Below are 23877 nucleotides of genomic sequence, written 5' to 3'. Positions count from 1 at the left end.
AGTTGTACATAGTAAATATGTAATTTATATTGGGTTGGAGGATTTTACATGTACAAATACATATTAGCGATTATGACTTGTTTAATTTTAATAAAAGCAATAAGTTCTGATCCAGTTAAGGCTGCTGAAAATCCTGAACAAAAAGAAATGCAACAAAGAATCGAACAACACTTTCGAACGAAAGCTGAACATTTTGGATTGAAAACGGAAGGAAAAGATTTAAAGGAAGTTAGAAAAGAAATTACTATTATAGAAGAAGCGAAAAAAAGAGAGAATGTATGGAGAACGGCACAAGCTCTTCATATAAAAACAGAAGGAAAAACGATGAATGAATTAATAAAAGATGTACAAAAAAAGGTGAAAAAATAAAAAGAGGCCGCAGCCTCTTTTTTTATGCCCATTGTTTTGATAAGTGAGCCATTTCAATTGCAGCAACAGCTGATTCATATCCTTTATTACCAGCTTTCGTACCTGCGCGTTCAATCGCTTGTTCAATTGTTTCTGTCGTTAATACGCCGAAAATAACTGGGATGTCCATTTGTAGTGATAAAGACGCAACACCTTTTGCTACTTCATTACAAACGTAATCGTAGTGAGTTGTAGCACCTCGGATTACAGTACCTAATGTAATAACAGCATCATACTTTCCGCTACTAGCCATCTTTTTAGCGATTAAAGGAATTTCAAATGCACCAGGAACCCAAGCAACATCAATATCATTTTCTTCTACACCGTGACGCTTTAATCCGTCTAAAGCGCCGCCAAGTAACTTACTTGTAATAAATTCGTTAAAACGTCCAACAACAACTCCAACTTTTAATCCTGTACCAACTAAATGACCTTCGAATACCATAATAAATCTCTCCTTTAATTATAAGTTTAGCAAGTGTCCTAATTTGTTTACTTTCGTTTGTAAATACGATTTATTCTCTTCTTTTGCTGGCATTTGCAACGGTACACGCTCGACTACTTCTAAATCGTAACCTTGTAAGCCAGCAATTTTTCTTGGGTTATTCGTTAATAATCGTAAACTCTGTAAACCTAAATCTTTTAATATTTGAGCACCGATACCGTAATCACGAAGATCAGCAGGGAAGCCGAGTTTTTCATTTGCTTCTACAGTATCGAATCCTTCTTCTTGTAATTTATAAGCACGAAGCTTATTAAGAAGCCCAATGCCTCTTCCTTCTTGCCTCATATAAAGAAGAACACCTTTTCCTTCACGCTCAATTTGAGCAAGTGCTGCATGGAGTTGTGGTCCGCAATCGCAGCGATGTGAACCGAATACATCTCCTGTTAAGCATTCAGAATGAACACGTACAAGTACCGGTTCACCTGTTGAAATATCACCTTTTACAAGTGCGATATGTTCTTTCGTATCTAATGAGTTAGAATAGCCAATTGCGTGGAAAGTACCGAAATCTGTAGGTAATGTAATTTCCACTTCTCTCGTCACAAGTGTTTCATGATGGCGGCGGTAAGCAATTAAATCTTCTATTGTAATCATTTTTATATCAAATTGTTTTGCGCATTCTATTAAATCAGGTACACGTGCCATCGTGCCGTCCTCATTTATAATCTCGCAAATAACTCCAGCTGGTTCGGCACCGCATAGCTTTGCTAAATCAACAGCAGCTTCTGTATGACCTGCACGACGCAGGACACCGCCTTCTTTCGCAATTAATGGAAAGATATGTCCAGGTCGATTGAAATCAGCACCTTTTGATGCGGGGTTTAACAATTCTTGTATCGTAGTTGCACGTTCGTGAGCGCTAATCCCTGTTGTTGTAGAGACATGGTCAATGCTCACTGTAAACGCAGTATGATGTGAATCTGTATTATGAGATACCATTGGTTCTAATTGTAGACGTTCTGCGTACCCTTCCGTAATCGGTACACAAACGAGACCACGGCCATGTGTAATCATAAAATTAATTGTTTCTGGTGTAATGTACTCGGCTAAAGCAATAAAATCGCCTTCATTTTCTCGGTTTTCATCATCACATACGATAACGACTTTACCTTTTTTTAAATCTTCTAGAGCTTCTTCAATACGATGAAACATTGTGCTTCCCCCTTATAGAAATCCGTTTTCTTGTAAAAAGCTTTCGGTCATTGAACCTACTCGTTTTGTAGGTTTAGTAATAAAGCGTTCAATATATTTACCAATCATGTCACACTCAATGTTTACGATATCTCCGGCATTTTTTGCTCCAATGACAGATTCGCTTACTGTGTGCGGGATGAGTGAAATCGTTATGGAAGATTCGTCTATATCAAATATCGTTAAACTCGTCCCATCAACAGCAATGGACCCTTTCTGCAAACAATAGCGCAGTAGTTCATCAGAAATTGCTATTTTGTAATAGACGGCATTGTAATGTTGTTTTTTATTTAAAATCGTTCCGATTCCATCAATATGTCCTGAAACGAAATGTCCACCGAATCGTCCGTTTGCAGCCATTGCGCGCTCTAAATTTACTTTAGAGTGCGGTTTAAGCATGCGAAGTGATGTCGACTGCATCGTTTCAGGCATTGCATCAACTGTAAATGAAGTAGTTGTAAAGCTTGTTACAGTTAAGCAAATACCGTTAACCGCGATACTATCACCTAAGTGAACATCTGATAAAATTTTTTTTGCATGAATCGTTAATTTCATCGCTTCTCCGCTTTGTTGCATGTTTGCTATCGTTCCTAATTCTTCTACAATTCCTGTAAACATTTCGTCACCTCGTTTCGGGCATTCGCAACGATTTTTATATCATCACCAATTTGTTTCATCTCTTGAATTTTCAAGGAAAGCGCATTTTGTAATTTTGAAAAACCATTTCCTCCAAATAAAGTAGGAGCATCTTTCCCACCAATTAATTTCGGACTTATATAGGTTACAATTTCATTAAAATTGTTTGTTTTTAAGAAACTTGCATGAATCGATTGGCCACCTTCAACGAATAGAGAAAGAATTTGTTTCTCTCCAAGAAAGGAAAGAAGGTCCTCGATTTCTATATGTTTCGTTTCCATTTGGAATATAGCTATATTTTTAGATTCATAAGAAGATATCTTCTCTTCCTTTACATCCTTACCGACAATAATCCATGTCGGTGCTAAACCATCTGTTATAACATGAGAAGATGGTGGCGTTCGTAAATGGGTATCTAAAACAACGCGAATAGGATGTTTCCCACCATTTGGAATTCTTGTTGTTAAATGAGGATTATCAGCTATAACTGTATTCACTCCAACAAGAATTGCATCATGTGTATGGCGATATTGGTGAACATCAGCACGTGCTTCTTCACCTGTAATCCACTTACTTTCACCAGTTACAGTTGCTGTTTTTCCATCTAAGCTCATCGCTGTTTTGATTGTTACAAAAGGGCGCTTCGTTTTCATGTAGTGAAAAAAGTAGCGATTTAATAAAACTGCTTCTGCTTCAAGAACACCGGTCGTTACTTCAATTCTAGCTTCCTCTAATCTTCTTTTTCCGTTACCAGAAACGAGCGGATTACAATCGAGAGTAGCAATTACAACACGCTTAACTCCTTTTTCGATGAGCAATTCACAACAAGGTGGTGTTTTTCCAAAGTGGCTACACGGTTCCAGTGTTACATAAACGGTAGCGTCTTTGGCGTTCTGACCAGCCATTTGAAGGGCATGAACTTCTGCGTGTTCTTCACCAGCTCGTAAATGAGCCCCCATACCAACGATGTTTCCATCTTTTACAACAACAGCACCAACCATAGGATTTGGACTTGTTTGTCCTGATGTCCCTTCTGCTAACTGCAGGGCAATCCTCATATATTCTTGATCTGTCATTTTCTTCACCTCTCCTAAAAAAATCAAAAAACCCCAAGGATTTAATATCCTTGGGGTTTGGGAGACGTGATTTCTAGAAATATAGTTTGAATACGAAAGCATAGGAAAGAAACCTAACGATAATTGATATTTCTGCATAAGGAAAAAACCTAGCAAAATATCGAATTTTTAAACGCTAGTTGTCTCTTTTTATTTCAGTATAAAAAATAAGTATAGAAAATTAAACATATATAAAGAATCAAAATGAATCTTTAAAAATATGCATACTGAAATAAAAGTGTATTCACTATATAAAAAACTAGAAACATATCCTTCTCCCATCCAGACTATACTGTCGGCCCTAGAGTTTCACTAGATCCACCGTTTTCGAGTTGAAAACGGGTCACGGACTTAGAAGTTTTCACTTCATCACCGCCGGTTGGGAATTTCACCCGACCCCGAAGGATGCTGTTTGCTCAAATTATAGCACAAAAAAAATAAAAGGCTAGTAAAAAATATTCGAATGTGAAGAATTGTGTGAAAATATATGCAGGCTGGAATGGAAATAAAAGTATTAGAAATGTTGTAAGGAGAAGGGATATAACGGAGTTGCTAAAAAGAAAAAACATGCACAAAAAAATGTGCATGTCACATGTAAAATTATTCTGCCTCTGGTGCTCTAACAACAGACTCGAATTTACCTTTATGCGAAGCGTCGCAATAAGGCATATTTTTTGATAAACCACAACGGCATAAAGAAAATGCCGGTTTTGCTGGGAATACATTCCCTTGTGAGTCGACTAATTCCACGTCCCCTGTAACGCGAAAAGAGCCATTATCATTTACTTTAATTTGTACTTTTGCCAACGTTATCCCTCCTTCCCAAACGCTTAATTTCATCATATAATCAAGGGAAGTGCTTGACAATATAAAAAGAGCACTTTGTTTGAGAAAGAAGAGAGTGTTATAATAGTTTTCATAACTGACTAGAGTAAGGTGACGAGAGATGGATAAACAATTACATACATTACGAAACATTGCAAATGAGCGCACGTGGGCATCATTTTTGAATGATAATCATCCATATAGTTTGTTACATTGGTCCATTGCAGGTGTAGGGCAAGAGGCAAAGGATGTTTGGTTACTTCAAGATGAAGTAACATTTCAAACGACAGAATTCCCAACGTTAGATGATGCAATGCAATGGATTTCTGAAAATATGGAACAAGTTACAGACGTTTTAGCGCAATAAAAAACAGGCTTATGCAAGCCTGTTTTTTGTTTCTTTCACATATGTGTTTAAAAATTGATCGACGGCTGCTTCGTACTCTTCTTTATTTTCGTTATAAGAGCAAGCGTGTGCACCGTGTTCTGCAATATAAAGCTGCTTATTATTTTCTTTCGCTTCATATAACGCTTTTGTCATATCAGCTAAAATATAGTCGTCATCTTTACTATGAATAAAGAGAACGGGATTGTTAATGTTTTTTATACAGTCGATTGGTGAAACTTCACGAATTGTATAACCGTCACGAACTTTCAAAAATGCGTTTGCTAAAGGTAATAAAGGCCATTTTGGTAAATGGAATTCAACCTTTAAACGGTGCTGTAATTGTCCTTGAAAATCAGAGAAAGGACAATCTGCAATATAGAAATCAGCACCATCTTCTACAAGTCCTGCGTATTGAAGAAGTGTTGCAGCTCCCATAGATTCACCATGAATACCAAGTGTAATATTGGTGCCAAAACGGTTTTTTAGCCAGTCAACTACGGATTTTAAATCATGTTTTTCATAGTATCCATAGCTTGTTGTTTTTCCGCCAGTTTTACCATGACGACGATGATCGTAAATGAGGACGTTATATCCCCTTTTTAAGAATAAGTTTGCATATTTTACAGAGTTTATTTTATTTACAGTTACACCGTGGCAAAAAACCATAAACTTATTGGTGGAATGACCGGCAGGAATGTAATATCCGTGAAGGTCGTATCCGAATTGTGAAGGGATATGAATTTCTTCTTTATGAAGAGCATCAAAATCCTCTATACGAAAATGTTTTTTCGTTTCTCTTTCGAGTACTTCTTCCTCTGTTTTTTTCTTTAAGTACATCACTTTATTTGTAAAGAAAATCCCAAGGGCAGTTATTGCACCTAGTATAGTAAACAATGCTGCAAAAAAACGTTTCATACTTTACCTCATCCTCCAAATACCGTTACATGTGATACACTTATATTGTATCACAATGATATAAAAGGGGAGAAATAGGAAATGTTGCATATACAAAAAATTACGCCAGCGATGAAAGAAACAATCCGAATGTTCATGTGTGAGAACTGGGGAAGTTCATTGATGGTTTCACGTGGTAAGGGACATCAGTTAGAAGAGTTGCCAGGATTTGTTGCGCTCTCAGATGACAGAATAATCGGAATTATAACGTATGAAGTGACCGGAAATATATGCGAAATTGTATCGCTAGATAGCTTTGAAGAAAGAAAAGGAATAGGGACGAAACTTGTGGATTGTGTATTACAAGTTGCAGAAGAAGAACGGTGCAGACAGGTTTGGCTCATTACAACAAATGATAATATGAATGCGTTACGATTTTACCAAAAACGTAATTTTGTAATGACTAATTTATATGTGAATGCGGTAGAGGAGGCACGAAAAATAAAGAAAGAAATTCCACGTATGGGATATGATAATATCCCAATTTTACATGAAATTCAGTTGGAGTATCGTTTAGTGAAATGATGTAACAATTTTCAGAAATATGAGTTATTAATCTTGACGGATAGTGTAATTTAGGTTACCGTAAAATTGTAATCTATTACCATATTAAGGGGTGACGATGTGGCAACTATACGTGATGTTGCAAAATTGGCAGGTGTTTCAGTCGCAACCGTTTCACGAGTTATTAATGAAAAAGGATACGTTCATGAGGACACAGTAAAACAAGTAAAGGAAGCAATTGAAGAATTACGTTATAGGCCAAACAGTGCAGCGAAGCCACTATTTAAAGAGAATTCAACGATAATTGCATTACTTGTAGATAATTTATGTAACCAATCAAACATCACTTTGCTACATTGTATTGAGGAAATAGCATATAAAGAAGGCTATCAAATCATTATTTGTAATATAGAGAATAAAGATAGATACATACATATGCTGAAGAAAAATAACATTGCAGGTGTTATTTTGACGAGAGCAGTTTTTAAAAGTGTAGGAGAAATTCCATTTCCGTTTGTTGTGATCGATGAGCAACAATCACATGGAAATTATTATGAAAGTGGACAGAGAGCTGTTTCTTTATTAAAAGAGAAAGGGTGTCACTTTCTTGCATATTTCGGTGAGGGAGAAAGAAGTGAAGAAATGGAAGATCATATAGCAGGGTTTTTAGACGCTGTTTGGGATGAAGGAATCTCTTATCGAGAAGAATGTGTACAAGGGTATACAAATAAACAATTTATTACATTATTGCAAAACAATCCGTATATAGATGGAATTGTAGCCTCAAGTGATCAGATTGCTATTGAGTTAATTCGGTCAGCGAGATTTCTAAATATACATATACCAGATAAATTAAAAATTGTTGGACCGAATGGGAGTATAGAGTGTGAATGGATAGGTTCATCACTACCGACAATTGAAAGCTATGTCAAAGATAACGGAAAAGTAGCTTTTCAACAATTAAAAGGAAAAATAAAAAAGTAAAAGGTGCGTTTTATACGCACCTTTTTATAATGTAATTGCGGCAATAAAGCCAAATATAAGTAACGGTATATTGTAATGTAGAAAAGTGGGTACACATGTATCCCATATATGATGGTGCTGACCATCAGCATTTAAACCGGATGTTGGTCCAAGGGTACTATCCGATGCTGGAGATCCTGCGTCACCTAGTGCTCCGGCTGTACCGATAATTGCAATTGTGGCCATTGGACTAAATCCAAGCTGAATGCAAAGAGGTACAAAAATGGTTGTTAAGATAGGGATGGTTGAAAAGGATGAACCAATTCCCATCGTAACGAGAAGTCCAATAACGAGCATAAGAAATGCAGCGAGTGGTTTGTTATTTCCGATTATATGTGCACTCGTTTGCACTAGAGATTCAACATGTCCTGTTTTTCGAAGAACAGCGCCGAATCCAGCGGCAGCAATCATAACAAAGCCAATAAAGGACATCATACGCATTCCGCTTGTTAATATCGCATCTGCTTCTTTAAGTGGTAGACTGCCACTAACTGATAAGACGATAATACCTGCTAAAGCACCGAAAATCATTGATTCTGTTGTTAATTGAACAGTTAATGTAGCAATGATAGATAATAACCCGAAAGTAATGCTACGTTTTGTATAGGGAACGATTTCATTTTCGGTAGTATGAATTTGTTCTGTTTCATACGTACGAGGTTTTCGGTACGTAATGAATACCGCTACACATAATCCAATAATCATACCGATTGCTGGAATAGTCATTGCTTTTGGAATAAGTGTGACATCAAATGTAAGGCCGCTTTGCGCAGCGTTGGTTTGCAATACGTCATGATAAATTTTTCCGAACCCTGCAGGGATCCACATATAAGGAGTAATCAATCCAAATGTAATAATACATGTGACAAGTCTGCGATCCACTTTCAGCTCATTTAATACTTTTAAAAGTGCTGGAATTAAGATGGGGATGAAAGCAATGTGAACAGGAATCACATTTTGTGAGAAACAAGCCATCGTTAAAATAATGAATAAAATAAGTATTTTAGAATAAACTTGTTTTTTCGTGTCTTGTTCATTGCCAATCCATTTTAATGCAGTTTGAATCATAGCATCTGGAAGTCCTGTTTTGGAAAGGGAAATAGCGAAACCACCAAGCATTGCATAACTTAAAGCGATTGGAGCACTGTTTCCAAGACCAGTTGTAAAAGTGTTAATCGTTTCTGAAATACCGAGTCCGCCGATAAGTCCGCCTGTTAAAGCTCCAACAATGATGGCGACAATGACCTGGACACGTAACAAACTAAGCAATAGCATAATTGCTACTGCGACGAGTACAGCGTTCATAATAAATGTAATCTCCCTAAATTTTTATTCTGTTAAGACAAGTAAATATGAAACATTTTGCTATGTTTATACATACTTGCGACATATTATTATAAAATGTTTTCTATGAAATGTAAAAGAGCCTTTTGTTACTAATGCTGAAAAGCTAGCTCTTGTTTAATTGATTGTAAAGAATTAGCGAATAATTCTGGTTCTTCTAAATCAGGAGAATGTGCTGAATTTGGGAACCAAATCATCTTTTTTATAGGCGCTTCAATAATATCGCAATATTCCTGAACGAGTGCATAAGGAGTTTGATAATCATAGCGACCAGAACAAAAATAAACTGGAATAGATAAACTTGAGATAGAAGAAAAGAAATCGATTGTCAGCATTTCTTCCCATAAAATGCCAGATTTTAAATTTCCTGCGAGAAACTTGAACCAATCTAATAGCGTATATTCGGGAGAAAAGAAACCTTTTCGTATGAAAGAAAAGGAAGATCCGTTTTGGATTGCGCCTCCAAATGTGCCAAGCCACTTTCTTTGAATAATGAGACGTCTCGTATCTAAAAATGGTGGTTTGCCTAATTTTAAAAGGGAAGCTAATGCTTTTTTATGATCATGTTTTTTTGCAGAATGAATTAAATGTTGATATAGCAATTCTTCATTTTGTTTCATATGTACAATTTGCCCAATACCGATGTAAGCCTCGATATACTTTGGATATTGATGTGCTATGTTAAGCCCAATAATACTTCCCCAAGAATGACCAGCGAGAAATAGTTTTTGTTTGTTGAACTTTTTAAGTACATATTGAATCACTTCTTTTGCATCGGAAACGAATTGTTCGATTGTGAAATTTGCTCCGAAATCTTTCATTGAAAAGGATTTACCAGCTCCGCGCTGATCCCAATTAATAACAATAAATTGCTTCTCTAATTCTTTTTGAAAATGGCGAATAAATCCGATTTGTGCCATCCCAGGTCCGCCGTGACAGCATAATAAAATAGGTTGCTCTACGTTTTGTCCACGCATAAGGAGAGTTTGTTTTCGATTATTAATTATAACGCTTTCTATCGTAGCGATACTATTAGGAATGAGTTGTTTGTTTTCGTTATAGAACTGAGGGGTGTAGCTACGAAAAAGCATATTGAAAACCTCCTTTTGTGAAATCGTATGAATCGCACAGGCTATTCATTTTGCATATACTGTTAGAAAATCATTGTAACATACCATACTAGTGTCATTTCAACACGGGAGGAGGGAAATTGTGACGATTGGAGAAATTATAGATGGTTTAAATAGACGTGAATCCATCGCTATTATAGCAAAACGTCTTGAAATAAGCCCGTATACATTATCGAAGAAATTAAGATTGATTGGATACGAATATGATGGAGAGCAGAAGAAACGTATTTTTGTAGGAGATGGAGAAGAACCACGTCACTTACAACTCCAAGAAGCGACCGCCCTTCAATATGAGAAAACAGATTATCAATTATTAATTTATGAGCAATTACAAAGCATTTATGAGTTATTAAGAAAAAGAGACGAAGTAATTGCACCAATTGTGAGTAAAAGTACAGAGAAAAAGAGACGAACCTTTTCTATTAATACAGAAATATTAGCAAGATTGGACCTTATATCAGAATCGAAAGGAATTCAAAAATCTAAACTTGTAGAAGAGGCGTTGCAACAATTTTTACAGCAATATGAAGTTGACAAAACATCACATTTTGATAACTAAAGAAAAGGATACTATGTTCATTAGAAGAACGAGTATCCTTTTTATGATGTATATTACGTATAAAATAGAGGATCAGTACAAATCCTTTATACGTGAAAAATGAAATTTATTATTAGAGAAACACTTAATTTACTTTTTGAATTCTTCCATCAATAACTGGCTGAATTGGTTCTTTTAATTGTTTTACGTAATTGACTAACGCTTCAAAGTCGTTTGGCCCAGTTTCTGCATTTTTACCATTTTTAAATGATACGAATCCATCACCGCCAGAAGCTAAGAAGGCATTTGCAACTACGCTATACGTTGTAGATGGAGATAATTCTTCTCCGTTTGTTAAACGTATATTTGTAACTTTTTCACCGTTTGGTTTATTTGCATCCCACGTATATTGAATACCTGAAATTTGAAGCATTCTTGTTGTTCCTTTTTGCCATTGCTGATTTAAAATATCGCGAATGTCTTGACCTGTTAAATCTACTTTAATCAATTGATTTCCAAAAGGTTGAATGCCGTATAACTCACCCCACGTAATATCACCAGCATCTAAGTCATTACGAATGCCACCAGGATTCATGAGGGAGATTTGAGTTTGCATCGTTTGACGCTGAGCATCGGCAACTAAATTTCCAAGAGTGGACTCACCAGCATCATTTTGTTTACGGTCGATAGGTGCTGTAGATTTTCCGACCACTTCATTTACAAGTGGTGCGATTTTTTCTTTATATTGATCTAGTTTTTTCTTTACTTGTTTATCAGGTTCTACACCTTCATGATACGTTGTAACAACTTCAGCTTTTTTCTTTACAATATCCTTTGTTTTACGATCAATTGTTACATCGACGTCTGAGAAAGCCATTCCGTATGAATTTGCTTGGACAATTAGTTTATTGTTTACTGTACCATTTACATACGTATGACTATGTCCACCGAAAATAACATCAACTTCTGGGTCTGTTTCATTTGCAATTCGAGTAAGATCGCCATTTGTTACCCCAGACTCATCGGTTGTTCCACCGACATGAGCAAGAACGACGATAGATTTAACGCCGAGGCGTTTTAATTGTTGTGTTGATTTATTAATTGCTTCTACTTCATCAGTAATTTGTACATTGTTAAGCATCGTAGGCATAACAACATTTGGTGTATCAGTTGTAACAACCCCAATGAATCCTACAGGAACACCATCTACCATTTTTACAGTAAATGGTGGTAAAAATAAGCGGCCAGTTGATTTGTTATAGAAATTAGCAGCTACATAGGGGAAGTTAGCCCCTTTGAAATTTCCTGTTTTTTCATGATATCCACCGTAAATGAGGCGTTTCATTTCATCAATGCCTTCATCAAATTCATGGTTCCCGATTGTACCGACATCAAATTTTAAGTCATTTAAAAATTCAATCGTCGGTTCATCTTGTAATAATGCTGAAACTGGTGGACTAGCTCCGACGATATCACCAGCATGTACGAGAAGTGTATTAGGGTTTTGTTTTTTATGTTCTTTTAAATAAGTAGCTAAGTAATCAGCGCCACCAGCTTCTTTATTATTGATTTTTTTAACAGTATCTAGTTGTCCATGGAGATCATTAATACCAAGCATTTGTACGTCTATGTAGCGGTTTTGTTCAGCTGGATTCTGAGATGGGGGAGCGGCAAATACGCTTGAAAAAGTAATGGTGCTTAAAACAGCAACGGCAGGAATAATTTTTTTCCACATAATATAATTCTCCTTTTTTATAATCTGACATCATACGACATAATTTTAATAGATTCATAGGATTATAGCTACATAAAAATTTAGTCTTTTCGAAAAATTAACATATTTACAAAAAGTGAATAATAGAGTAAAGACCCTTTTTTATTGTCGATTTCATTGTGTATCTACTATAATGGAGAAAAAAGTAAAAGGTGAGTAACATGAAGAAAAAGAAACAAAGACAAATGCAAAGACAATCACAAGTGAATCAACCAAAGAAAGAAACACTTACATTAGGCGATCAATTAAATGATTCACTCATGCAACAATTAAAGAGTAAGAAGAAAGAGTTGCAAGTGAGGGAAGAGGAAAAAGAGGCAGCTGAACTGGAAAGAAAGCGCCAAGAACAAAAAGAACGTGAAAAGAATAAATCATTTGAAGAACTGCTAAGTGAAAGTAACCTTACTTGGAAAGACTTTAAATAATAAAAAAATGATCAGTGAAATACCACTGATCATTTTTTGACGAGCTTGTAAGAAAAGGGGAGTTAGAATGAGAAAAATTGTCGTTGTTCCACATGAAAACCATTGGAGTGAAAAATTTCAAATGGAGGCTAAAAGATTAAAATCAGCGATGCCAGAAACGGTAAAAATTTATCATATTGGAAGTACGTCAGTTCCCGGACTGGCAGCTAAACCTATTATTGATATGATCATGGAAGTAGAAAATATCGAAAGAGTAGATGGGTGGAATGAACGATTTATAGAGCTTGGTTACATCGTAAAAGGGGAAAATGGTATTTCAAGACGCCGATATTTTATTCATGGAACTGAAGAAAAACGCTCGTATCATTTACACGTGTTTGAAAAAGGAAATCCAGAGATAGTAAGGCATTTAGCATTTCGTGATTATATGATGGCTCATTGTGAAGAAGCAGAGGCATATGCAACCTTAAAGAAAGAATTAGCCGAAAAGTATACATATGATGGCGCGTTATATACGGAAGGAAAAAATGAGTTTGTGCGCAATGTGGATGAAAAAGCGAAAGAATGGAGAAAAAATAACGTGAATGAATGAGTTCACGCTATTTTTTAGCTATATAAAAGTGTTATGTAAACTGTACGTATGTTTTGACTTTTGGGATGAATCTTGTTGAAATAAAATTGTGGCTTATAAAAAATGTAACAATGAAAGGGAGACGACTGTGCATATTCCAACAACTACACTTCATAATGGCGTGAAAATGCCGATGATTGGTCTAGGCGTATATAAAGCGAAAGAAGGAGACGAAGTAAAGCAAGCAGTAAAAACAGCGTTAGAAGTTGGATACCGTTCGATTGATACAGCAACTGTATATGAAAATGAAAGCGGTGTCGGAGAGGCGATACGTGAATCAGGAATTCCAAGAGAAGATATATTTATTACAACAAAAGTATGGAACGACGATCAAGGATATGAGGAGACACTCGAGGCGTTTGAAAAGAGTTTGAAAAAATTACAAATGGACTATGTAGATTTATATTTAATACATTGGCCGGTAAGAGGGAAGTATGTTGATACGTACCGAGCTTTAGAGAAATTGTATGAAGAAGGTAAAGTGCGTGCGATTGGTGTTTCTAATTTTCATAAACATCATTTAGAACTATTATTACCAAATTGCAAAGTGAAGCCGATGGTAAACCAAGTGGAACTTCATCCGATGTTGACGCAATTTGAGTTGCGAAATTATTGTCAAGATGAGCAAATTCAAATGGAAGCATGGAGTCCGTTAATGAGGGGCGGAGAAGTATTCCAGCATCCAATCATTCAGGCTATTGCTAACAAATATGAAAAAACACCTGCACAAGTTATATTAAGGTGGGATATTCAAAGCGGGATTGTTACAATTCCTAAATCTGTTACACCATCTCGTATTAAAGAAAACTTTACTATTTCTGATTTTGCACTAACTGAAGAAGAGATACGTCAAATTAACACGTTGAATCGTGATTTACATGTAGGAACGAATCCTGATAAATATGATACGTTATAAAAAAGACTGTCTCCTAATACTGGAGACAGTCTTCTGTTTTATCGGTAATTCGATATTTTTAACGATGCAAAGCATATGTGTCATATTTAACAATCTTTTGAAGTTGTATATATTCTTCTTTCGTTAAAGGTAACTGTTGACTAGCTCGTATATTTTCCTGTAATTGTTGAAGAGAGCTTGCACCAGGTATAACAGCTGCAACAGTCTTATTATGTAAGCAATATTGAATAGCTGTTCCTGTTAAAGAGCGTTCTCCAATCATTTCTTTTACACTTGCTAGAGTTGCATGTAATTCATCGTAAGAATAAGAGAGATAATCCTTTTCCTTTACTCTTTCTATCTTTCTTGCATTATTGTCAGTTAAAATTCCTTTTGCAAGTGGCCCGCGGGCAATGACGCTAATTTGGTGTTCATTTAGAAGGGGGAACCATTCTTCTGGACGACGATTTAAAAGGTTATATTCCATTAGTACACTAACGATGTTTGAGCGTTTTGCATATTCACGAACGACATTTGGGCGTATAGAAGAAATACCGTAATGGCGAATAATACCTTCCTTTTTCAATTCTTCAAAAGCTTCAATTGTTTCATCTATTGGATCTTCAATTGTTCCGCCATGAAGTTGGTAAAGGTCAATATAATCAGTTTGAAGTCTACGTAAACTTTCCTTTACTTCAGTCTTTATGTAAGCTTTAGAAGGATCCCAAGACCAGCCATTTTTTTCTTCTGTCCAACGATTTCCAACCTTCGTTGTAAGTACAATTTGGTCTCTTCTTCCCTTCAAGGCTTTTCCAACAAATTCTTCATTTAATCCGTAATCATATAAATCTGCTGTATCAAAAAAATTAATTCCTAAATCGATCGCTTCATCGATAATATGCATAGCTTCTGTTTCAGATGTACCGAGAGACATACAGCCAAGGCCCATTTCTGTAACAAACAAATCTGAGTTTCCTAATTGACGTTTTTTCATAGGTCAACCTCCTTACCTTTATTGTACGAGAGGGAAAAGAGGTTGACAAACGTTTACTTTTCGCTTCGCATTAACTGCCCGTAAAAGCATGATTAATGTTTCACTTTATTTGCTGTAATCCACTCTTGTACAGTTGTATACTCTTTGCTATATTGCTTTAGCTTATGGCGAATTTGCCATGCTTTTCCGACTAAAGTGACGCGATTTGGTAAAATATAAACTTTCATTTCTATCACGCTCCTTTCAATGTGGTAAAATGTATGAGGAAAGAATAGGAAATAGAACAGGGAGATGAAGTAGTATGAGTAATCTTGCAGAGAGAACAGTAAAAACTGAGCCAATTTTTGATGGTAGAGTTATAAAAGTTCGTGTTGATGATGTAGTATTACCAAATGGAGCAATGAGTAAACGTGAAATTGTAAATCACCCTGGTGCAGTTGCTATTATTGCTATTACTGATGAGGGGAAAATTGTGCTTGTTGAGCAGTATCGTAAAGCACTTGAAAAGGCGATTATAGAAATTCCGGCTGGCAAGTTAGAACCTGGTGAAAAACCTGAGGTAACAGCAGTTCGTGAATTAGAAGAGGAAACAGGATATGTATGTGAAAATATGGAGCTCATTACTTCTTTCTATACATCTCCAGGATTCGCAGATGAAATTTTATATGTATATAAAGCGACAGGTTTGACAAGAAAAGAAAATAAAGCTGAGTTAGATGAAGATGAGTTTGTGGAATTAATGGAAGTATCGTTAGAAGAAGCGATTACTCTTATGAAAGATCTTCGTATTCATGATGCGAAGACGATGTTTGCAGTACAATATTTACAACTACAAAAATAAACACTCGCCAAAGGCGAGTGTTTTTTAATTGATTTTTGCATATACACGTGCATCACGTAAGCTACCATCTGGTGCTAGGAAGTCATTTTCCATTGTCCCTTCTAGAATGAATTCTAGACGTTCTGCTAAGCTACATGCATTTATATTTGTTGCATCAGTACGAATTTCAATTCTTCTAGCGCCTAGTTTATCAAAGGCGAACTGAATTGCACCTTTAACAGCTTCGGTCATATAGCCTTGTTTTGTATAGGCACTATGTAGCCAGAAGTGAAGTGAAAACTTTGGAATATCCCAGTTTTCAGGCTTTAGTGTAATTGCTCCGATGAATGTACCAGATACTTTATCGTATAAGTGAAAATCAAGTGTTTCACGAAGTAAAAACTGTCCGTGAGCTTCGCGAACAATTTCTTCAGCACTCTCTTCTGTTTCAGCGTTAATTGGTATCCACGGTACTAAGTCTTCTAGAGAAGCTTGGATTGCTTCATATACTTCTGCACCATCACCTGGAAATGGTTTACGAACTTGCAAGCGTTCAGTTTGAAATAATGTTGGAAAATCTAATAATAATGGTTTCAAGAGAAATCCCTCCTATTCTCTACTTTTTAGTTTAGCAAAGTAGAGCGGAATTTCAATGTTAATTCGTCATACTTTTTTCTTTCTTTCATACATTTTTAATAAGAGTGTGAACGGAGGGAAGAAAAATGTGGCGAAAAAATTGGCAAGACCGTGTAATGTCTCACATACAGGAAAACTCTTCATTATATATATTTAACGCTGTTTTATTATTGATGGGAGTAATATTCGGAGCCATTCTCGTGAATAGTTTACAAATCAATCAAAAACAAGATTTATCATTTTATTTACAACGTTTTTTTGGACAAGTCTCTAAAGGAGAATTTGCCATTGCGGGCGAAATGTTTCGAGAAAGTTACTTTTCGCAATTAAAATACATCGGATTTATTTGGATTTTAGGAATTTCAATTATTGGATTACCACTTATTTTTATTTTATTATTTGTAAAAGGAGTTGTCGTTGGATTTACAGTTGGTTTTTTAGTAAGTCAGCATGGATGGAATGGACTATTATTAGCATTTGTATCTGTTTTGCCACAAAATTTAATTATCATTCCAGTCTTTCTCGTTATGACAACCATTGCTGCAAGTTTTTCTTTACGGATGATTAGGCATCAATTTATTAGAAAAATAACCGAGCCACTATTACCATTATTAATCCGTTATACATGCTTCTTTCTCGTAATTGGAGTGGTGTTAGCACTTGCTTCTAGTGTGGAGGCTTACGCATCACCAGTTTTAATGAAAGAAGTCGTTGAGGCTATTAATAAAAAATAAATACTTTTTGAGAATAATTATCAATTTGTTTTTATTGTTTTTTCTTTTGACAGAAGCCCTTCTTCTGATATAATGGTGTAAGAGTGGCGAGGAGGGAGTAGTACCGAATGGAAGAAAGAATTGAACGAATTAAGAAGCAATTACATGCAGCGAGCTACAAATTAACACCGCAACGTGAAGCAACAGTTCGTGTGCTGCTAGAAAATGAAGAAGATCATTTAAGCGCAGAAGATGTTTACCTCCTTGTAAAAGAAAAGTCGCCAGAGATCGGATTAGCAACCGTCTATCGAACTTTAGAACTATTATCTGAGTTAAAAGTTGTCGATAAGATTAACTTCGGAGACGGTGTTTCACGCTATGACTTACGCCAAGAAGGTGCGCAGCGTTTCCACCATCATTTGATTTGTACACAATGTGGTGCTGTACAAGAAATACAAGAAGATTTACTTGGTGAAGTGGAAAGGAAAGTAGAACGAGACTGGAGCTTTAAGGTGAAAGATCATCGTTTAACATTCCATGGGATTTGTAAAAATTGTCAAGAAAATGAAACGGATGAAAAATAACCTTTTCCTATTTATCTAGGAAGAGGTTTTTTATTTGAATAAGGTATAAATTGGTGAAAGCTTGGCATATGTTGTAATAACTTATATTTTGGAGGAATTTACAATGCGCCGAGCTTTAAAATTAACTTTTGATGGAATAAAAGTATTTTTATTATTTACAAGTTGTACGATTTTGTTTTATTTCGCTATACTATGGATAAATGAAGAATATGAAAGCTATCATCGTTATGAAAAACCTAAAGAAGAGACTGTAGAAAAAGTATCAGGGAATGAAGAACCGGCAAAGGATGCTTTCGTAAATAGAATGATGTTTTTCTATGAAAATGGGGAGTAGTGTAGAGTGGAAGATCAATTAAAAGATTTTATTCATTATATGGTTGTCGAAAAAGGATTAGCAAAGAATACAGTAGTATCTTATGAACGGGATTTAAAAAGCTACGTAAAGTATTTGCAAAATGTGGAACAGACGAAAACTTTTCATGAAGTGACCCGTTTACACATTGTTAACTTTTTGCAGTATTTAAAAGAGAACGGAAAATCTTCGAAAACATTGGCGCGTCATATCGCATCAATTCGTTCGTTCCACCAATTTTTACTTCGTGAACGAGCGGTAGAACACGATCCATCCGTACATATTGAAACGCCACAAGGGGAACGGAAATTACCAAAGGTATTATCAGTTGATGAAGTAGAGGCGTTACTTCAAACACCAAAAATGACAAGTGCTTTTGGTATTCGTGATAAGGCGATGCTAGAGTTACTGTATGCGACAGGACTTCGTGTTTCAGAATTGATTGCACTCAATTTAGAAGATGTACATTTAACGATGGGATTTGTTCGTTGCATAGGGAAAGGGAATAAAGAAAGAATTATTCCACTAGGAAGTTTAGCAACGGAAGCGATTCAAAAGTATATTGAAAAAGGAAGAAGAGAATTAATGGGGAAAAAAGTAGTAGATGCACTCTTTTTAAACCATCATGGTAATCGATTATCAAGACAAGGATTTTGGAAAATATTAAAACGATTAGCGAAAGAGGCAAATATTGAAAAAGAACTTACACCTCATACGTTGCGTCACTCGTTTGCTACGCACTTATTAGAAAATGGAGCAGATTTACGTGCTGTACAAGAAATGCTTGGACATGCAGATATTTCAACTACGCAAATCTATACGCACGTTTCAAAAACTAGATTAAAAGATGTATATAAACAGTTTCATCCGAGAGCATAGTTACTATGCTCTTTCTTTCATAGATTAAGAGGGGAAGACCGTTTCACAGAAACTTCACAAACATTTCGTATATTGTTTTCAGCAGAAGACTAGAATATTACAATGTATTTCCTCTATACTAAATAAAGTATAAAGGAGGAAATGATGATGAAAAAACTGATTATAACTTTATTTATCGCGATGCTAGCGTTGGCTGGCTGTAATACAAACAAAGAAGAACCGAAAAAAGAACAGAAACTTGAAGCTGTAAAAGTAGCAGTCCAAACAAATCCGAAAGAAATTAAACCAGGTGAAAAAACAGAAGTACAAGCACTTGTTACACAAGGGAAAGAAAAAGTAACGGATGCCGATGATGTAAAGTTTGAAATTTGGAAAGATGGCGACGAAAAGCACGAGATGTTAGATGGTAAGCATAAAGGAAAAGGTGTTTATGCAGTAGAGAAAACATTCGAAACGGATGGAGTATACCATATTATTGCTCACACAAATGCACGTGAAATGCACGTTATGCCAGAAGTGAAAGTTGCTGTAGGAAATGCGAAAGTAGAAGATGCGAAAAAAGAAAATAGTGATCACAGTGCAGGACATGGAGATCATAAAAGTGACACAATGATCCATCTTATGGCTGGAGACATAAAGGCAAATGCTGAATCTACAATGAAAGTTCATTTAAAGCAAAAAGAAGAAGCATTAACTGGTGCTGAAGTACAACTAGAGATTTGGAAAGATGGTGTTGAAAAACACGAATTTATTCCAGCGAAAGAAGGGAATAAAGGAGAGTATGAAACGAAACATACTTTCAAAGAGAACGGTGCTTACAAAGTGAAAGTACATGTAAGAAAAGGCGAATTGCATGAACATAAAGAAGAAACAATAGAAGTAAAATAAAAAGTAGCTCTTTAGAGCTACTTTTTATTTTTAATATGAAGAAATAAATCATAAAAAAATTAGCACTTCGTTGCAGAATGGATTACAATAGAAGTGTGAAGAAAATGAGAAATTCTACGAAAATGTATTAAAAAGAAAGCGTAAACATGTTATGATATCAGTATCAGATGTCTGACATCTGACTTAGAAAAAACTAGAAATGTTTTTGAATCGTTTCAAGTAAACGAAATAGGTTAGAAAATGATTTAAAGAAGTACTGTTTGACAATGAGAATTCTTTTGGATAACAGTTTCACTTTATAGCGTTTTGAACATACTACAAGAAGTAGAACTGAACTTATAGGAGGTCGCAGTTATGAATAAATATAAACGTATATTCCTAGTCGTAATGGACTCTGTGGGAATCGGTGAAGCACCAGATGCTGAGCAATTTGGTGATCTAGGATCTGACACAATTGGTCACATTGCTGAACATATGAATGGGTTACAAATGCCTAACATGGTGAAATTAGGTCTTGGTAACATTCGAGAAATGAAAGGTATCTCTAAAGTAGAGAAACCACTTGGATATTACACAAAAATGCAAGAGAAATCTACTGGTAAAGATACAATGACAGGTCACTGGGAAATCATGGGCCTTTACATTGATACACCATTCCAAGTGTTCCCAGAAGGATTTCCGAAAGAATTACTTGATGAATTAGAAGAAAAAACAGGCCGTAAAATTATCGGTAATAAGCCAGCTTCTGGAACTGAGATTCTTGATGAACTTGGTCAAGAGCAAATGGAAACAGGCTCTTTAATCGTTTATACTTCTGCTGATAGCGTATTGCAAATTGCAGCACACGAAGAAGTAGTGCCACTTGATGAGTTATATAAAATCTGTAAAATTGCACGTGAATTAACATTAGATGAGAAATACATGGTAGGTCGTGTTATTGCTCGTCCATTCGTTGGTGAACCTGGAAACTTTACACGTACACCAAATCGTCATGACTATGCATTAAAACCATTCGGCCGTACAGTAATGAACGAATTAAAAGATAGTGACTACGATGTAATTGCTATTGGTAAAATCTCTGATATTTATGATGGTGAAGGGGTAACTGAATCACTTCGTACGAAGTCTAACATGGATGGAATGGATAAGCTTGTAGATACATTAAATATGGACTTTACAGGTCTTAGCTTCTTAAACTTAGTTGACTTTGATGCATTATTCGGCCACCGCCGTGATCCACAAGGATACGGAGAAGCTCTGCAAGAATATGATGCACGTCTTCCAGAAGTATTCGCAAAACTAAAAGAAGATGATCTATTATTAATTACAGCAGACCACGGTAATGATCCAATTCACCCTGGTACTGACCATACACGTGAATATGTACCATTATTAGCATATAGCCCAAGCATGAAAGAAGGCGGACAAGAGTTACCACTTCGTCAAACATTTGCTGATATTGGTGCAACAGTAGCAGAAAACTTCGGTGTGAAAATGCCAGAATACGGAACAAGCTTCTTAAACGAGCTAAAGAAATAGGGGGATAAACAAATGAATCGTGAACTTATTACAAAATCAGCTTCATACTTAAAAGAGAAATTTCAAGAGACACCACAAGTAGGACTAATCCTTGGATCAGGACTAGGTGTATTAGCAGACGAAATTGAGAATGCAGTAACAGTACCTTACAGTGAAATCCCTGAATTCCCAGTATCAACTGTAGAAGGCCATGCAGGTCAACTAGTATTTGGTACACTTCAAGGTGTAACAGTAGTAGCAATGCAAGGACGTTTCCACTTCTATGAAGGATACGACATGCAAAAAGTAACATTCCCAGTTCGTGTTATGAAAGAACTAGGTGTAGAAACAGTAGTTGTAACAAACGCAGCTGGTGGTGTAAATACATCATTTGAGCCAGGCGATCTTATGTTAATTTCAGACCACATTAACTTCATGGGTACGAATCCATTAATCGGACCGAATGATTCTGAAATGGGCGTACGTTTCCCTGATATGTCTACATCATATACAGTAGAACTTCGCGAAATGGCGAAACAAGTTGCAGCAGACTTAAATATTAAAGTACAAGAAGGTGTATACGTAGGAATGACAGGTCCTGTATATGAAACACCTGCTGAAATTCGTATGCTTCGTACACTTGGCGGAGATGCAGTTGGTATGTCAACAGTACCTGAAGTAATTGTAGCGCGTCACGCTGGTATGAAAGTATTAGGTATTTCTTGTATTTCAAATATGGCAGCTGGTATTTTAGATCAACCACTTCACCACGATGAAGTAATTGAAACGACAGAACGTGTTAAAGCTAACTTCTTAGCATTAGTAAAAGCAATCGTAAAACAAATGAAGGGGTGACTTCACAATGAGAATGGTGGACCTAATTGCAAAAAAACGTGACGGACATGCATTAACGACAGAAGAAATTAACTTTATTGTTGAAGGATATACGAATGGTGATATTCCTGATTATCAAGTAAGTTCACTTGCAATGGCAATTTTCTTCCAAGATATGAACGATCAAGAGCGTGCTGATTTAACGATGGCAATGGTAAATAGCGGTGATACAATCGACTTATCGGCTATTGAAGGTGTAAAAGTAGATAAGCATTCAACAGGTGGTGTTGGTGATACAACGACACTTGTATTAGGTCCATTAGTAGCTGCTTTAGATGTACCAGTAGCGAAAATGTCTGGACGCGGTTTAGGACATACTGGTGGTACAATTGATAAATTAGAAGCAGTTCCAGGATTCCATGTGGAAATTGAAAACGATGAATTCATGCGTCTTGTAAATGAAAACAAAATCGCTGTTATCGGCCAAAGTGGTAACTTAACACCTGCTGATAAAAAGCTATATGCACTTCGTGATGTAACAGCAACAGTAAACTCAATTCCGCTTATTGCAAGTTCGATTATGAGTAAAAAAATTGCTGCTGGTGCAGATGCAATTGTTCTTGATGTAAAAACTGGAGCAGGTGCATTTATGAAAACGGATGAAGATGCAAAACGTTTAGCAGAAGCAATGGTACGTATCGGTAATAACGTTGGTCGTAATACGATGGCAGTTATTTCTGATATGAGTCAACCACTCGGTGAAGCTATCGGTAACGCATTAGAAGTTCAAGAAGCAATTGATACATTACAAGGTAAAGGGCCGAAAGATTTAGAAGAGCTATGTTTAACACTTGGAAGTCAAATGGTGTACCTTGCTGGACAAGCTTCATCTTTAGAAGATGCACGTGAAAAGCTAATTGAAGTAATGAACAACGGAAAAGCGCTAGAATCATTTAAAACGTTCTTATCAGCGCAAGGCGGTGACGCATCTGTTGTTGATGACCCTTCTAAATTGCCACAAGCACAATTTAAAATTGAAGTGGAAGCGAAAGAAGACGGATATGTATCAGAAATCGTTGCAGACGAAATCGGAACAGCAGCAATGCTTTTAGGAGCAGGACGTGCAACGAAAGAGTCTGAAATTGATTTAGCAGTTGGTCTAATGCTGCGCAAAAAAGTAGGCGATAGCGTGAAGCAAGGTGAATCTCTCGTTACAATTTACGCAAACCGCGAAAATGTTGAAGATGTAAAAGCGAAAATTTATGAGAACATGAAGATCTCTAAAGAACACGTAGATGCACCAACTTTAGTACACGGTATCGTAACGAAGTAATAAAAAAAGCTGAGGAGATTTCTCCTTGGCTTTTTTTACT

Annotated in this window: 29 protein-coding genes and 1 riboswitch; of the genes, 17 read left to right on the top strand and 12 right to left on the bottom strand. The window is 36.1% G+C overall.

Annotated elements, in window-relative coordinates:
- Window positions 1–48 precede the first annotated feature (48 nt).
- Complete coding sequence (locus tag ACTFN4_RS02915) at window positions 49–369, top strand: hypothetical protein (protein WP_000280032.1); 321 nt, start codon at window positions 49–51, stop codon at window positions 367–369.
- A gap of 22 nt (window positions 370–391) precedes the next feature.
- Here ACTFN4_RS02915 and ribH read toward each other — a convergent pair whose 3' ends face one another.
- The 5 genes from ribH to ACTFN4_RS02890 all read right to left on the bottom strand — a co-directional run bounded on the left by ribH (window position 392) and on the right by ACTFN4_RS02890 (window position 4662).
- A complete protein-coding gene (gene ribH / locus ACTFN4_RS02910) occupies window positions 392–853 on the bottom strand; it encodes a 6,7-dimethyl-8-ribityllumazine synthase (RefSeq protein WP_000230895.1) in 462 nt (153 codons plus the stop codon).
- Between the two features lie 18 nt (window positions 854–871).
- Window positions 872–2065 (bottom strand): bifunctional 3,4-dihydroxy-2-butanone 4-phosphate synthase/GTP cyclohydrolase II, encoded by a 1194-nt coding sequence (gene ribBA, locus ACTFN4_RS02905; protein ID WP_000468976.1) that lies wholly within the window; start codon window positions 2063–2065, stop codon window positions 872–874.
- A 12-nt stretch (window positions 2066–2077) separates the two neighbouring features.
- On the bottom strand, window positions 2078–2722 hold the full coding sequence (gene ribE, locus ACTFN4_RS02900) for a riboflavin synthase subunit alpha (RefSeq protein WP_000493908.1): 645 nt from the start codon (window positions 2720–2722) through the stop codon (window positions 2078–2080).
- The gene (ribD, locus tag ACTFN4_RS02895; protein ID WP_000131986.1) at window positions 2704–3816 is read right to left on the bottom strand and encodes a bifunctional diaminohydroxyphosphoribosylaminopyrimidine deaminase/5-amino-6-(5-phosphoribosylamino)uracil reductase RibD; all 1113 of its coding nucleotides are present in this window, start codon (window positions 3814–3816) and stop codon (window positions 2704–2706) included. The genes ribE and ribD overlap by 19 nt, the downstream gene beginning before the upstream one ends.
- A gap of 305 nt (window positions 3817–4121) precedes the next feature.
- A riboswitch (FMN riboswitch) is annotated at window positions 4122–4265 on the bottom strand.
- 190 nt (window positions 4266–4455) lie between these two features.
- Window positions 4456–4662 carry a CDGSH iron-sulfur domain-containing protein gene (locus ACTFN4_RS02890; RefSeq protein WP_001151582.1) on the bottom strand — a complete coding sequence of 69 codons (207 nt, stop codon included), beginning with the start codon at window positions 4660–4662 and terminating at the stop codon, window positions 4456–4458.
- Window positions 4663–4801: 139 nt separating this feature from the next.
- On the opposite strand from ACTFN4_RS02890, the gene ACTFN4_RS02885 reads away from it, so the two are divergent.
- On the top strand, window positions 4802–5047 hold the full coding sequence (locus ACTFN4_RS02885; RefSeq protein WP_000360793.1) for a DUF2552 family protein: 246 nt from the start codon (window positions 4802–4804) through the stop codon (window positions 5045–5047).
- A gap of 9 nt (window positions 5048–5056) precedes the next feature.
- On the opposite strand, the gene ACTFN4_RS02880 is transcribed toward ACTFN4_RS02885, so the two are convergent.
- The gene (locus tag ACTFN4_RS02880) at window positions 5057–5983 is read right to left on the bottom strand and encodes an alpha/beta hydrolase (protein WP_000819235.1); all 927 of its coding nucleotides are present in this window, start codon (window positions 5981–5983) and stop codon (window positions 5057–5059) included.
- 81 nt (window positions 5984–6064) lie between these two features.
- On the opposite strand from ACTFN4_RS02880, the gene ACTFN4_RS02875 reads away from it, so the two are divergent.
- Window positions 6065–6547, top strand: a complete 483-nt coding sequence (locus tag ACTFN4_RS02875; RefSeq protein ID WP_000902435.1) for a GNAT family N-acetyltransferase — start codon at window positions 6065–6067, stop codon at window positions 6545–6547.
- 99 nt (window positions 6548–6646) lie between these two features.
- Window positions 6647–7510 carry a LacI family DNA-binding transcriptional regulator gene (locus ACTFN4_RS02870; RefSeq protein WP_439962055.1) on the top strand — a complete coding sequence of 288 codons (864 nt, stop codon included), beginning with the start codon at window positions 6647–6649 and terminating at the stop codon, window positions 7508–7510.
- A 24-nt stretch (window positions 7511–7534) separates the two neighbouring features.
- On the opposite strand, the gene ACTFN4_RS02865 is transcribed toward ACTFN4_RS02870, so the two are convergent.
- Together ACTFN4_RS02865 and ACTFN4_RS02860 are read right to left on the bottom strand one after the other, a co-directional pair.
- Window positions 7535–8854 (bottom strand): Na+/H+ antiporter family protein, encoded by a 1320-nt coding sequence (locus ACTFN4_RS02865; protein ID WP_000994816.1) that lies wholly within the window; start codon window positions 8852–8854, stop codon window positions 7535–7537.
- A 131-nt stretch (window positions 8855–8985) separates the two neighbouring features.
- Window positions 8986–9984 (bottom strand): alpha/beta fold hydrolase, encoded by a 999-nt coding sequence (locus tag ACTFN4_RS02860; RefSeq protein WP_000898964.1) that lies wholly within the window; start codon window positions 9982–9984, stop codon window positions 8986–8988.
- A gap of 121 nt (window positions 9985–10105) precedes the next feature.
- On the opposite strand from ACTFN4_RS02860, the gene ACTFN4_RS02855 reads away from it, so the two are divergent.
- Window positions 10106–10582: a ribbon-helix-helix domain-containing protein gene (locus tag ACTFN4_RS02855; protein WP_000151928.1), complete on the top strand. Its 477-nt coding sequence runs from the start codon at window positions 10106–10108 to the stop codon at window positions 10580–10582.
- Window positions 10583–10706: 124 nt separating this feature from the next.
- On the opposite strand, the gene ACTFN4_RS02850 is transcribed toward ACTFN4_RS02855, so the two are convergent.
- Entirely contained in the window at window positions 10707–12296 is a 1590-nt protein-coding gene (locus ACTFN4_RS02850) for a bifunctional metallophosphatase/5'-nucleotidase (protein WP_000265551.1), read from the bottom strand.
- Between the two features lie 200 nt (window positions 12297–12496).
- Between ACTFN4_RS02850 and ACTFN4_RS02845 the strand changes: the two genes are divergently transcribed.
- The 3 genes from ACTFN4_RS02845 (at window position 12497) to ACTFN4_RS02835 (ending at window position 14307) form a co-directional block, all read left to right on the top strand.
- On the top strand, window positions 12497–12760 hold the full coding sequence (locus tag ACTFN4_RS02845; RefSeq protein WP_000727561.1) for a YqkE family protein: 264 nt from the start codon (window positions 12497–12499) through the stop codon (window positions 12758–12760).
- 67 nt (window positions 12761–12827) lie between these two features.
- Entirely contained in the window at window positions 12828–13352 is a 525-nt protein-coding gene (locus ACTFN4_RS02840; protein WP_001227190.1) for a GrpB family protein, read from the top strand.
- Window positions 13353–13479: 127 nt separating this feature from the next.
- The gene (locus ACTFN4_RS02835) at window positions 13480–14307 is read left to right on the top strand and encodes an aldo/keto reductase (RefSeq protein WP_000547993.1); all 828 of its coding nucleotides are present in this window, start codon (window positions 13480–13482) and stop codon (window positions 14305–14307) included.
- Between the two features lie 58 nt (window positions 14308–14365).
- Here ACTFN4_RS02835 and ACTFN4_RS02830 read toward each other — a convergent pair whose 3' ends face one another.
- Window positions 14366–15280, bottom strand: coding sequence for an aldo/keto reductase (locus ACTFN4_RS02830; protein ID WP_000747210.1), 915 nt, complete (start codon window positions 15278–15280; stop codon window positions 14366–14368).
- Window positions 15281–15372: 92 nt separating this feature from the next.
- Window positions 15373–15507: a Z-ring formation inhibitor MciZ gene (mciZ, locus tag ACTFN4_RS02825; RefSeq protein WP_000870302.1), complete on the bottom strand. Its 135-nt coding sequence runs from the start codon at window positions 15505–15507 to the stop codon at window positions 15373–15375.
- Window positions 15508–15581: 74 nt separating this feature from the next.
- Here mciZ and ACTFN4_RS02820 point away from each other — a divergent pair, with 74 nt between their 5' ends.
- The gene (locus tag ACTFN4_RS02820; protein WP_000067042.1) at window positions 15582–16121 is read left to right on the top strand and encodes an NUDIX hydrolase; all 540 of its coding nucleotides are present in this window, start codon (window positions 15582–15584) and stop codon (window positions 16119–16121) included.
- A 24-nt stretch (window positions 16122–16145) separates the two neighbouring features.
- Here ACTFN4_RS02820 and ACTFN4_RS02815 read toward each other — a convergent pair whose 3' ends face one another.
- On the bottom strand, window positions 16146–16697 hold the full coding sequence (locus ACTFN4_RS02815) for a GNAT family N-acetyltransferase (protein ID WP_000803479.1): 552 nt from the start codon (window positions 16695–16697) through the stop codon (window positions 16146–16148).
- Between the two features lie 155 nt (window positions 16698–16852).
- Here ACTFN4_RS02815 and spoIIM point away from each other — a divergent pair, with 155 nt between their 5' ends.
- The 8 genes from spoIIM to ACTFN4_RS02775 all read left to right on the top strand — a co-directional run bounded on the left by spoIIM (window position 16853) and on the right by ACTFN4_RS02775 (window position 23837).
- A complete protein-coding gene (gene spoIIM / locus ACTFN4_RS02810; protein WP_013142149.1) occupies window positions 16853–17470 on the top strand; it encodes a stage II sporulation protein M in 618 nt (205 codons plus the stop codon).
- A 107-nt stretch (window positions 17471–17577) separates the two neighbouring features.
- Complete coding sequence (gene fur, locus ACTFN4_RS02805) at window positions 17578–18033, top strand: ferric iron uptake transcriptional regulator (RefSeq protein WP_000392657.1); 456 nt, start codon at window positions 17578–17580, stop codon at window positions 18031–18033.
- Window positions 18034–18136: 103 nt separating this feature from the next.
- On the top strand, window positions 18137–18367 hold the full coding sequence (locus tag ACTFN4_RS02800) for a YqzK family protein (RefSeq protein WP_001250432.1): 231 nt from the start codon (window positions 18137–18139) through the stop codon (window positions 18365–18367).
- 6 nt (window positions 18368–18373) lie between these two features.
- The gene (xerD, locus tag ACTFN4_RS02795; RefSeq protein ID WP_000390088.1) at window positions 18374–19264 is read left to right on the top strand and encodes a site-specific tyrosine recombinase XerD; all 891 of its coding nucleotides are present in this window, start codon (window positions 18374–18376) and stop codon (window positions 19262–19264) included.
- A 147-nt stretch (window positions 19265–19411) separates the two neighbouring features.
- Complete coding sequence (locus tag ACTFN4_RS02790; protein ID WP_000733456.1) at window positions 19412–20152, top strand: FixH family protein; 741 nt, start codon at window positions 19412–19414, stop codon at window positions 20150–20152.
- Between the two features lie 354 nt (window positions 20153–20506).
- A complete protein-coding gene (deoB, locus tag ACTFN4_RS02785) occupies window positions 20507–21691 on the top strand; it encodes a phosphopentomutase (protein WP_001046079.1) in 1185 nt (394 codons plus the stop codon).
- Window positions 21692–21703: 12 nt separating this feature from the next.
- A complete protein-coding gene (locus tag ACTFN4_RS02780) occupies window positions 21704–22525 on the top strand; it encodes a purine-nucleoside phosphorylase (protein ID WP_001078446.1) in 822 nt (273 codons plus the stop codon).
- Between the two features lie 7 nt (window positions 22526–22532).
- Window positions 22533–23837, top strand: coding sequence for a pyrimidine-nucleoside phosphorylase (locus ACTFN4_RS02775; RefSeq protein WP_001243069.1), 1305 nt, complete (start codon window positions 22533–22535; stop codon window positions 23835–23837).
- The last annotated feature ends 40 nt before the right edge of the window (window positions 23838–23877 follow it).

Source organism: Bacillus cereus group sp. MYBK95-2 (genome assembly GCF_051915225.1).
Lineage (GTDB): Bacteria > Bacillota > Bacilli > Bacillales > Bacillaceae_G > Bacillus_A > Bacillus_A cereus.
The sequence above is the reverse complement of the archived record's forward strand: the minus strand, read 5'-3'. Positions and strand labels throughout refer to the sequence as shown.